The organism is Streptomyces specialis (genome assembly GCF_001493375.1).
Classification (GTDB): domain Bacteria; phylum Actinomycetota; class Actinomycetes; order Streptomycetales; family Streptomycetaceae; genus Streptomyces; species Streptomyces specialis.
Map to the genome: position 1 here is coordinate 227,025 of NZ_LN929894.1, position 10,913 is coordinate 237,937.

A 10,913-nucleotide genomic window follows, 5' to 3' on the forward strand; every position below is an offset into this window, starting at 1 on the left:
CTGTCTCCTATGACGCTTGTGAACGAAGCCGGGCCTCAGTGATAGATCGCCTCAGCACGACGAGCGGCGCCCGTTTCGCCTTCACCGACAGGTGGGGCGGAGCGAGCGCCGCTCCGTATGACACGCTCAATCTCGGCGGCGCCGTCGGTGACGACCCCGCCACCGTGCGCCACAACCGGGAGCTGGCCGCCAAGGCGCTCGGGCTCGACCCGGCCCGGGTGCGCTGGATGAACCAGGTGCACGGCCGGACTGTGGTGATCGCCGGGGGAGACGAGCCGGGCACCGCCGGGCGGTCGCCCGAGGCGGACGGCGTGGTCACCGCCGAGCGGGGGCTCGCGCTCGCGGTGCTGACCGCCGACTGCACTCCCGTGCTCCTGGCCGACCCGGTCGCCGGAGTCGCCGGCGCCGCCCACGCCGGGCGCCCCGGTCTCCTGGCCGGTGTGGTGCCCGCGACCGTGGCCGCGATGCGCTCCCTCGGCGCCGAACCGGGCCGGATCGTGGCCCGCACCGGGCCCTCGGTGTGCGGCCGTTGCTACGAAGTGCCGGCCCGGATGCGCGAGGAGGCCGGGCGGACCGTGCCCGGCAGCGCGGCCACCACCCGCCGGGGCACCCCGGCCATCGACATCCCGGCGGGCGTACGGGCGCAGTTGACCGCGTGCGGGATCACGGACATCGCGCTCTCACCGGTCTGCACCCTCGAATCGCCCGACCACTTCTCCTACCGCCGCGACCGGACGACGGGCCGGCTGGCGAGTTACGTCTGGGTGACCGCGTGAGCGTCGGACACCGGGCCGCCCGTGAGGTGGAGTTGGCCGCCGGGCTCGCCCGGGTGGAGGAGCGCATAGCCCGCGCTTGTGACGTGGCGGGGCGCGCGCGGGAGGACGTGACTCTGATCGTCGTCTCCAAGACCTATCCCGCCGAGGACGTCCGGCTGCTGGCGGAGCTGGGGGTCCGGCAGTTCGCCGAGAACCGTGACCAGGAGGCGGCGGCCAAGGCCGCCGCGTGCGCGGATCTCGGGCTGACCTGGCATTTCGTCGGGCAGTTGCAGACGAACAAGGCCCGTTCGGTCGTCGCGTACGCGGACTGCGTGCACTCCGTGGACCGCGGGCGGCTCGTCGCCGCGCTCTCCTCGGCGGTGGTGAATTCCGGACGCGCGCCCCTGGACTGCCTCGTGCAGGTCGCGCTGGAGAAGGAGTCGGGCTTATACACACCTGCCCGTGCCGACGAAGAGGCTATGTCTGCTCTCCATGGTACCCGCCCCAGCATACACAAAGCACACGCTCCCACGCTAACACTCGCGCTTCACTCTAACGTATCAGCTCGACTGACCGTGCTGCCCTGCACCGTAAAGCCGCCGCGTCGCTGCCCCCGTCGCCCACGCCCTCGCTGGCGTCGGCGGGTGCCCCGGCCGGTCCCGGTGGTGGCGCGATGGGCGGCCACCAGTCGCTCGGCTCGTCCCAGCAGATGGGTGGTCACGGCTCCCACGGGACGCACGCCGGTCACGGTGGCCCGAGCGCCGCGCCGTCCTACGGCGGTGGCGGGCAGCAGCAGATGTCGCCGGCGATGACGCAGCCGATGGCGCCGGTGCGGCCCCAGGGGCCGCAGCCGATGCAGCAGGCGCCGTCCCCGATGCGGGGCTTCCTGATCGACGAGGACGACAACTGACGCGTGTGACAGCGTGGTTGAGGGGCGGGGCCCGGACTCGATGAGTCCGGGCCCCGCCCCTTCACCGTCCCCCGCGTCAGGCCCGGCGCAGCCGGAACGTGACGCCGAGGGCCTCGTCGCCGAACGTGGCGCCGTAACCGTCGTCGTCGCTCCCGTCGCCCTCGGCGAAGTCGACGGCCAGGACCTCGGAGCTGATCAGCGCCTGGTGGTCGGCGAGCGCGCGGCCCGCCTCCGGGTCGGTCGCGCGCCAGCGCACCGCGATCCGGTCCGCCACGTCCAGGCCGCTGTTCTTGCGGGCGTCCTGGACCAGCCGGATGATGTCGCGGGCCAGCCCGGCCCGGCGCAGCTCGGGGGTGATCTCCAGGTCGAGCGCGACCGTGGCGCCGGTGTCGGAGGCGACCGACCAGCCCTCGCGGGGCGTCTCGGTGATGATGACCTCCTCCGGAGACAGCGGCACCCGCTCCCCGTCGACCTCGACGGCGGCCGTGCCGGCGCGCAGCGCGGCGGACAGCTCCGCCGCGTCGGCGGCGGCGATGGCGGCGGCCACCGGCTGGGTGCCCTTGCCGAAACGCCGGCCGAGCGCGCGGAAGTTGGCCTTCGCGGTGGTGTCCACCAGCGAGCCGCCCATCTCGGCGAGCGTGGCGAGGGAGGCGACGTTCAGCTCCTCGGCGATCTGCTCACGCAGGTCGTCGCCGAGCAGTTCGAAGCCCTGCGCCGCGACCAGCGCGCGGGACAGCGGCTGCCGGGTCTTGACGCCGGACTCGGCGCGGGTCGCGCGGCCCAGCTCGACCAGGCGCCGCACCAGCAGCATGTCCTGCGACAGGTCCGGGTCGATCAGCCCGGGGTCCGTCTCCGGCCAGGAGGCCAGGTGCACCGAGTCGGGGGCGCCCGGGGTGACCGGCACCACCAGGTCCTGCCAGACCCGTTCCGTGATGAACGGGACCAGCGGGGCCATCAGCTTGGTGACCGTCTCCAGTGCCTCGTGCAGGGTGCGGAGCGCGGCCGGGTCGCCCTGCCAGAAGCGGCGGCGCGAGCGGCGGACGTACCAGTTCGACAGGTCGTCCACGAACGTCGAGATCAGCTTGCCGGTGCGCTGGGTGTCGTAGTTCTCCATGGCCGTGGTGACCATGTCCACCAGCGCGTTCAGCTCGCTGAGCAGCCAGCGGTCCAGCAGGGGCCGGTCGGCGGGGGCCGGGTCGGCGTCGCCGGGGGCCCAGCCGCTGGTCCGGGCGTACAGGGCCTGGAAGGCGACGGTGTTCCAGTAGGTCAGCAGCGTCTTGCGGACGACCTCCTGGATGGTGCCGTGCCCGACCCGGCGGGCCGACCACGGGGAACCGCCGGCCGCCATGAACCAGCGCACCGCGTCGGCGCCGTGCCGCTCCATGAGCGGGATCGGCTCCAGGATGTTGCCCAGGTGCTTGGACATCTTGCGGCCGTCCTCGGCGAGGATGTGGCCGAGGCAGACGACCGATTCGTACGACGACTTGTCGAAGACGAGGGTGCCGACGGCCATCAGCGTGTAGAACCAGCCGCGGGTCTGGTCGATCGCCTCGCAGATGTACTGCGCGGGATAGCGCTTGGCGAACTCCTCGCGGTTGCGGTGCGGGTATCCCCACTGGGCGAACGGCATGGCGCCCGAGTCGTACCAGGCGTCGATGACCTCCGGGACGCGGCGGGCGGTGTGGGCGCAGCCGTCGGTGACGCAGGGGAAGACGACCTCGTCGATGAACGGCCGGTGCGGGTCGAGGCCCGACTGGTCGGTGCCGGTCAGCTCGCTCAGCTCGGCCAGTGAGCCGACGCAGGTGAGGTGGCCGTCCTCGCAGCGCCAGATCGGCAGCGGGGTACCCCAGTAGCGGTTGCGGGACAGGGCCCAGTCCACGTTGTTGTTCAGCCACTCGCCGTAGCGGCCGTGCTTGACGGATTCCGGGTACCAGGCGGTGCGCTCGTTCTCCCGCAGCAGCGCGTCCTTGACGCGGGTGGTCCGGATGTACCAGGACGGCTGTGCGTAGTACAGCAGCGGGGTGTGGCAGCGCCAGCAGTGCGGGTAGCTGTGCTCGTACGGCAGGTGCCGGAGGAGCAGGCCGCGGGCCTCCAGGTCCGCGACCAGGGCCTCGTCCGCCTTCTTGAAGAACTGGCCGCCGACCAGCGGCAGTCCGTCCTCGAAGGTGCCGTCGGGGCGGACCGGGTTGACCACGGGCAGGCCGTAGCGGCGGCAGGTGAGGAGGTCGTCCTCGCCGAAGGCCGGGGCCTGGTGGACCAGGCCCGTGCCGTCCTCGGTGGTGACGTAATCCGCCGTCACCACGTAGTGCGCCTCGGCGCCGCCGAAGTCGACGAGGTCGAACGGGCGCCGGTACGCCCAGCGTTCCATCTCCGCGCCGGTGAACGACGGGCCGGTGGCCGTCCAGCCTCCCCCTGGGCCTGACGGCCCGGGCGGTGCCCCCACGCCCAGCGCCTTGCCGACCAGGGCCTCGGCGACGACCAGCCTGGTCGCGCCGTCGGTGACCACGGTGTAGGTGACGTCGGGGTGGGCGGCGACGGCGGTGTTGGAGACCAGGGTCCAGGGGGTGGTCGTCCACACCAGCAGGTCCGCCTCGCCGGCCAGCGGCCCCGAGACCAGGGGCAGCCGGACGTAGACCGAGGGGTCGACCACCGTCTCGTAGCCCTGGGCCAGCTCATGGTCGGACAGGCCGGTCTCGCAGCGGGGGCACCAGGGGGCCACCCGGTGGTCCTGGCCGAGGAGGCCCTTGGTGAAGATCTCCTTCAGCGACCACCAGACCGACTCGATGTACTCGGGGTTCATCGTGCGGTAGGCGTCGTCGAGGTCGACCCAGTACCCCATGCGGGTCGTCAGCTCGGAGAAGGCGTCGGTGTGGCGGGTCACCGACTCGCGGCACTTGGCGTTGAACTCGGCGATGCCGTACGCCTCGATGTCCTGCTTGCCGGAGAAGCCGAGCTCCTTCTCGACGGCCAGCTCGACGGGCAGGCCGTGGCAGTCCCAGCCCGCTTTGCGCGTGACGTGGAAGCCGCGCATCGTCCTGTAGCGCGGGAAGACGTCCTTGAAGACGCGCGCCTCGATGTGGTGGGCGCCGGGCATGCCGTTGGCGGTGGGCGGGCCCTCGTAGAACACCCACTCCGGGCGGCCCTCGGACTGCTCCATGCTGCGGTTGAAGGTCTTGTTGTCCCGCCAGAGGTCGAGCACCTCGTGCTCGAGCTGTGGCAGGTCGACCTGGGCTGGGACGTGGCGGTACTGGGTCATCGGACCGTCCTCCGGCGGACAGCGGCTGGCGTTCTCCGTCGGAGGGACGAGAGCGCGCGCGCTCCCGCGGTACCACCCTCCTTGGCCGGGACGAAACCGCCGTCCGCGACCCGCTCGTTGGGTCCGCGACTGCCGGGTCTACTCGCTCGTCCGAGCTTTCTTCCGGCGGCTCCGGGGTGATCTTCGCGTCGCGCTCGCCCCCGGGCTCACACCGTCCCCGGGTCGCTCACGGCTGCCGACGACGCTACTCGTCCCCATCCTCGCCTTTCGCTGACCCCAGTGTAGGGGCAGGCGGAGGGGGTCGCTGACCGGTTATCCGGGGTCCGGGCTGGGCACATCCCTGGCAGACCGGCGCGCCCCGTTGCCGCACGGCCCGAGTCGATTTATCGTTCCGGTCACGTTTCGCCAGCAAGATCACACAATGCGAAGATATCGTCCGTCGCGGTGGTGGGGAGGACGGACGGCCAGGCCCCGCAGGGCGGGAAGACGGGAGCTGAGATGGTGGCTGCGAAGAAGGGCACGACCGAGGACTCGTCGGCCGCGGTGGCGGCGGCCCCCGTCACCGTGCCCGCCGATCCCGGCGGTCTCGCCGTGCGGTCGGGCGAGGACCCCTGGACCGCCGAGGAGGTGACCGGGGCGCGGACGGCGCTGACGGCGGAGGCCGACCGGCTGCGCGCCGAGATCAGCGCCGCCGAGGAGGCGCTGTCCGGGCTGATGCGCGACTCGGGGGACGGCGCGGGCGACGACGAGGCCGACACCGGCAGCAAGAACGTCACCCGCGAGCACGAGATGGCCCTGGCCAGCAACGCCCGCGAGATGCTCTACCAGACCGAGCGGGCCCTCGGCCGGCTGGAGGCGGGCACCTACGGCCTCTGCGAGACCTGCGGGAACCCCATCGGGAAGGCCCGGATGCAGGTCTTCCCCCGGGCCACGCTGTGCGTCGACTGCAAGCAGCGGCAGGAGCGCCGTTTCTGAGGGGTTCCCGTCGATCTTTCCGGTGATCGCACCGGCGTGGCGTACCCTCGTCCCGTGAGCGAGGCGGAGCGGACCATCAGGACACCCGACGACGGAACGGGCGAGGCGGGCGGCACGTCCGGCGCGCCCGCCGCGGCCGGGGACGCCCCGGACGACCGCGCCGCCGGCCGGCGGCGCGTCGCGGTGCTGGCGAGCATCGCCGCTCTCGCCTACGCGCTTGACCTGATCACCAAGCTCATGGTCGTGGAGTGGCTGGAGCACGAGGAGCCGATCGAGGTCTTCGGCGAATGGCTGCGGCTGGAGGCGGTGCGCAACGGCGGCGCCGCCTTCGGCATCGGCGAGGCGCTGACCGTGGTCTTCACGCTGATCGCCGCCGCCGTCATCGTGGTCATCATCCGGCTCGCCAAGCGTCTGTACAGCACCCCGTGGGCCGTCGCGCTGGGCCTGCTGCTCGGCGGCGCCCTCGGCAACCTCACCGACCGGCTCTTCCGCGCCCCCGGCGTACTGGAGGGCCACGTCGTGGACTTCATCGCCCCGAAGTACTTCGCGGTGTTCAACCTGGCGGACAGCGCGATCGTCTGCGGCGGCATCCTGATCGTGCTGCTGTCCTTCCGCGGGCTGGACCCGGACGGCACCGTGCACCGGGACTGAGTCCGCGTCCGGCATACTCGATCACGTGAGCACCCTTCCCGAGACCCGCGCACTGCCCGTACCGGAAGGGCTGGAGGGAGAGCGTGTCGACGCCGCTCTGGCCCGTATGCTCGGCTTCTCCCGCACCAAGGCGGCGGAGCTGGCCGCGTCGGGCAAGGTCCGGCTGGACGGTGCCGAGGTCGGCAAGTCCGAGCGGGTGACCGGCGGTTCGTGGCTGGAGGTCGAGATGCCCGCGCCGGCCGTGCCGGTGCGGATCGTCGCGGAGCCGGTCGAGGGCATGGAGATCGTGCACGACGACGACGACCTCGTCGTCGTGGACAAGCCCGTCGGCGTGGCCGCGCACCCCAGCCCCGGCTGGAGCGGGACCACCGTCATCGGCGGCCTGGCCGCCGCCGGGTACCGGGTCTCCACCTCGGGGGCGGCCGAGCGGCAGGGCGTCGTGCACCGCCTGGACGTCGGCACGTCGGGGCTGATGGTCGTGGCGAAGTCGGAGCGGGCGTACACGCGGCTGAAGCAGCAGTTCCGCGACCGGACCGTCGACAAGCGCTACCACGCGGTGGTGCAGGGGCACCCCGATCCGCTCAGCGGCACCATCGACGCCCCGGTGGGACGGCACCCGCAGCACGACTACAAGTGGGCCGTCACCGCCGACGGGAAGCCGGCCGTCACCCACTACGACCTGATCGAGGCGTTCCGCGCGGCCAGCCTGCTCGACATCAAGCTGGAGACCGGCCGCACCCACCAGATCCGCGTGCACATGTCGGCGCACCGCCACCCCTGCGTCGGCGACCTCACCTACGGCGCCGACCCGACGCTGGCGAAGCGGCTGGGGCTGACGCGGCAGTGGCTGCACGCGGTGCGGCTGGGCTTCGCCCACCCCGACGACGGGCGCTGGGTGGAGTTCACCACCGGCTATCCCGCGGATCTGCGGTCCGCGCTGGAGACGTTGCGGGCCGAAAGCGCCTGACCGGGCCCGGCACGTGGACCAGCTCTCGCTGTTGTTCGTCCTGCTGTTCGGCGCCGTGTTGACGGTGCCGCTCGGCGAACGGCTGTCGCTGCCGCCGCCGGTGCTGATGACGGTGGCCGGGATCCTGGTGGCGTTCCTGCCGTTCGTGCCCGAGGTGGACCTGCCGCCGGAGTACATCCTGCCGCTGGTGCTGCCACCCGTGCTGTACGCGGCGGTGCAGCGCACGTCCTGGCGTCAGTTCACCGCCAACGTGCGGCCCATCCTGCTGCTGGCCGTCGCGCTGGTCTTCGTGACGACGGCGGCGGTCGCCGTCGTGGCCCAGGCCGCCGTGCCGGGGCTGCCGCTGGCGCCCGCCATCGCCCTGGGCGCGCTGGTCGCGCCGCCCGACCCCGTCGCCGCCACCGCCGTGGCGGGGCGGCTGGGGCTGCCCCGCCGGATGGTCTCCATCCTGGAGGGCGAAGGGCTGTTCAACGACGTGACCGCCATCACCCTGTACCACGTGGCCGTCACGGCCGCCGTGACCGGCAGCTTCTCCGCGACCGGCGCCGGGGCCGAGCTGGCGCTCTCGGCCGGGGTGGCCCTCGCCGTGGGGGCGGTGGTGGGCTGGGCCACGACGTCCATGTTCGGGCTGCTGGGCGATGTGACGCTGCGCACCGGGCTGACGCTGCTGGCGCCGTTCGCGGCGTACGTCCTGGCCGAGGAGCTGTCCGGCTCGGGCGTGCTGGCGGTCCTGGTGACCGCCCTGTGGCTGGGCGAGCGGGGCGCGGACGCCGACGACGTCACCGGGCGGCTCACCGGGCGGAGCTTCTGGGCGGTGATCGACACGCTGGTGACGGGCGTCGCGTTCGGGCTCATCGGCCTGGAACTGCATCTGGTCCTCGACACGGTCAGCGGCCGGTGGGGCGAACTGCTGCCCGCCGCCGCGCTGGTTCTCGCGGTCGTGGTCGCGGTGCGGCTGCTGTGGCTGCTGCCCGCGACCTGGCTGGCCAGGCGGCTGCACCGGCGCACCGACTACGCCGAGGAGATCCCGCTGACCTGGCGGGAGACGGTCGTGATGTGGTGGTCGGGGATGCGGGGAGTGGCGTCCGTCGCGGAGAACTCACTGGCGCGCTACGAGGCCAGAACCACGGACCTGGCCCGCGTCCGGCAGTTCCGCACCCAGCTCGCGATGCTCCGCCGGGTCGTCACCCCCATCCTCACCGTCGTCGCGGTCGCCGTCACCATTCTGCTGCTCTTCCCGAACCTGCGGGCCCTGGGCACCTCGATGCTGGCCTCGGCCGGTGTCATCGGTGTCATCGCCGGTGTCGCCGCCCAGTCCATGCTGAGCAACCTCTTCGCCGGGCTGCAGATAGCGTTCGGCGACTCGGTCAAGATCGGCGACACCGTCGTCGTGGACGGCGAGTGGGGCACGGTCGAGGAGATGTCGCTGGCGTTCCTCACCGTCCGGATCTGGGACGACCGGCGGCTGACGATGCCGGTGTCCTACTTCAACAGCAAGCCCTACGAGAACTGGTCGCGCGGCGGCAACCAGATCACCGGCACGGTCTTCATCCACCTCGACCACACCACCCCCGTCCCGGAGCTGCGCAAGCACCTCGGGGACTTCCTGACCGGCCGCGACGACTGGGACCGCCGCCACTGGGACCTCGTGGTGACCGACACCACCCCCACCACCATCCAGGTACGGGCGTCGATGTCCACCCGGAACGCCGACGACGCCTGGTCGCTGCGCTGCGCGGTCCGCGAGGAACTGATCGCCTGGCTGCGCGACAACCACCCCTACGCCCTCCCCCGCGTCAACACCTCCCCCGCCGAGGTCCGCCCCACCGACACCGCCCCGCGCGAAACCGTGTCGGACCGCCCGATCCCCGGCCAGTCCCCCAGCACGGACACGTAGCCCCCCACCGCACGCCGCACCACGAACCCCGCCCCGGCACCGGCCCCGACCGCAGGTCCCACGCCCCGGCCGGACCGTCCCACCACAACCCGCTCTTCCAGTGGGCCGCCCGGGCCCAAGGCACGTGCCCCCGATCCCCGCCCGTGACCGGGGAAACGGCCCCCGGCCTGCGCCCCCGCGCAGAGGGGCCCCTCACTCCTCGCCGGCGGTGCCCCGGCGGCCGTGCGGGAGGCTTCGTTCGTCCAGCTCGCGCAGCACCCGGTCCACGACCTCCGGGTCGGCGCCCGGCTCGCTGCGCGCGTCCAGCACCTCGTGCCGGGCGGCCGACAGCAGCTCGGCGTAGAGGTGGTGGACGCGCCGCATGCGCTCGGCGCGCGCCGCGACGTTCTCCCGCCGCTCGTCCGCCGCGATCCGGGGCGAGATGCGCACGCCGATGTCGTACGCCCGCCGGGCCAGCGCCTCGGAGATCTCGTCGGGAACGTCGTGCTCCCGCTCGATCTCCCGCAGCCTGCGCTTGGCGGCCTTCGCCGCGCGCACCGCCAGTTCGTGCTCCAGCGCCTCCTCGGCGTCGCTGTCGGCCCGCACGCCCAGCCGCCCGGCGAGCCACGGCAGGGTGAGCCCCTGGAGCAGCAGCGTTCCGATGACCACCACGAAGCCGATGAAGACGAGCGTGCCGCGCTCGGGGAACGCGCCGCCGCCGTCCACGGTCAGCGGAAGGGCCAGGGCCAGCGCGACGGACGCCACTCCCCGCATCCCCGACCACCACATCACGACCGTCTCCCGCCAGGTCAGCGGGATCTCCTCGGCGTAGTCGGTGCGCCGGTGCAGCCGCCTGGCCAGCCAGGTCGCGGGCAGCAGCCACAGCAGCCGCACCGCGACCACGACCGCGAGAACCAGCGCGGCGGCGGGCAGCAGTTCGCCCCACCGGCCGCTGACCGTGTCGAGGACCAGATGCAGTTCCAGGCCGATGAGCCCGAACGCGACGCCCGTCACCAGCGTGTCGATCACCGCCCAGAAGCTCCGCCCGGTGAGCCGCCCGGTGACGTCGTCGGCGTCCGCGCCCCGCTCGCCCAGCCACAGGGCGGTCACCAGGACCGCCAGCACGCCCGAGCCGGACAGCTCCTCGGCCAGGACGTACGCCGCGAACGGCGCCAGCAGCGTCAGCCCGGTGCGCAGCGTCACATCGCCCAGCAGCCCGAACATGGACGTCGTGGCCCAGCCCACCACCGCCCCCACGGCGAGGGCCACCCCGGCCGAGAGCGCCAGCTCGGCCCCGGCGCCGGTCGCGGAGAAGCTGCCGGTCACGGCGGCCGTGACGGCCACGTGGTACAGGGTGATGGCGGTCACGTCGTTGAACAGCCCTTCGCCCTCCAGGATGGAGACCATCCGGCGGGGCAGCCCCAGCCGCCCCGCCACGGCGGTGGCGGCGACGGGGTCGGGCGGCGCGACCAGCGCGCCCAGGGCGATGGCGGGCGCCAGCGGCAGCCCCGGCACGGCGGCCT

Annotated in this window: 7 protein-coding genes and 2 pseudogenes; 7 read left to right on the top strand and 2 right to left on the bottom strand. The window is 73.0% G+C overall.

Going from position 1 to position 10,913, the window contains the following annotated elements:
* Positions 1-38: 38 nt before the first annotated feature.
* From pgeF to BN2279_RS13115, 3 genes and pseudogenes are all read left to right on the top strand, one after another.
* Positions 39-776 (top strand): peptidoglycan editing factor PgeF, encoded by a 738-nt coding sequence (gene pgeF / locus BN2279_RS13105; protein ID WP_059009110.1) that lies wholly within the window; start codon positions 39-41, stop codon positions 774-776.
* Positions 773-1,193 (top strand): annotated as a pseudogene (locus tag BN2279_RS30600) (YggS family pyridoxal phosphate-dependent enzyme); the annotation flags it as partial. The gene pgeF and the pseudogene BN2279_RS30600, both read left to right, overlap by 4 nt.
* Positions 1,194-1,350: 157 nt before the next feature.
* Positions 1,351-1,665 (top strand): annotated as a pseudogene (locus BN2279_RS13115) (cell division protein DivIVA); the annotation flags it as partial.
* A gap of 76 nt (positions 1,666-1,741) precedes the next feature.
* Here BN2279_RS13115 and ileS read toward each other — a convergent pair.
* On the bottom strand, positions 1,742-4,921 hold the full coding sequence (gene ileS / locus BN2279_RS13120) for an isoleucine--tRNA ligase (protein ID WP_059009114.1): 3,180 nt from the start codon (positions 4,919-4,921) through the stop codon (positions 1,742-1,744).
* A 498-nt stretch (positions 4,922-5,419) separates the two neighbouring features.
* On the opposite strand from ileS, the gene BN2279_RS13125 reads away from it, so the two are divergent.
* Genes BN2279_RS13125 through BN2279_RS27705 form a run of 4 tightly spaced genes read left to right on the top strand, consistent with a single transcriptional unit; the run spans position 5,420 to position 9,411 of the window.
* Complete coding sequence (locus tag BN2279_RS13125) at positions 5,420-5,896, top strand: TraR/DksA family transcriptional regulator (protein ID WP_059009115.1); 477 nt, start codon at positions 5,420-5,422, stop codon at positions 5,894-5,896.
* Between the two features lie 54 nt (positions 5,897-5,950).
* Positions 5,951-6,547, top strand: coding sequence for a signal peptidase II (lspA, locus tag BN2279_RS13130; RefSeq protein ID WP_059009121.1), 597 nt, complete (start codon positions 5,951-5,953; stop codon positions 6,545-6,547).
* 25 nt (positions 6,548-6,572) lie between these two features.
* Positions 6,573-7,514, top strand: coding sequence for an RluA family pseudouridine synthase (locus BN2279_RS13135; RefSeq protein ID WP_059009123.1), 942 nt, complete (start codon positions 6,573-6,575; stop codon positions 7,512-7,514).
* Between the two features lie 13 nt (positions 7,515-7,527).
* Positions 7,528-9,411, top strand: coding sequence for a cation:proton antiporter domain-containing protein (locus BN2279_RS27705; protein ID WP_079032124.1), 1,884 nt, complete (start codon positions 7,528-7,530; stop codon positions 9,409-9,411).
* Between the two features lie 192 nt (positions 9,412-9,603).
* Here the strand turns inward: BN2279_RS27705 and BN2279_RS13145 are convergent.
* Positions 9,604-10,913: cation:proton antiporter (locus BN2279_RS13145; protein WP_059009125.1), on the bottom strand; the 1,310-nt coding region annotated here is incomplete at its 5' end.

What these genes read in the sequence shown, in the direction of transcription:
- ileS (WP_059009114.1), bottom strand. Translation starts at nt 4,921, where the DNA reads ATGACCCAGTACCGCCACGTCCCAGCCCAGGTCGACCTGCCACAGCTC.
- BN2279_RS13125 (WP_059009115.1), top strand. Translation starts at nt 5,420, where the DNA reads ATGGTGGCTGCGAAGAAGGGCACGACCGAGGACTCGTCGGCCGCGGTG.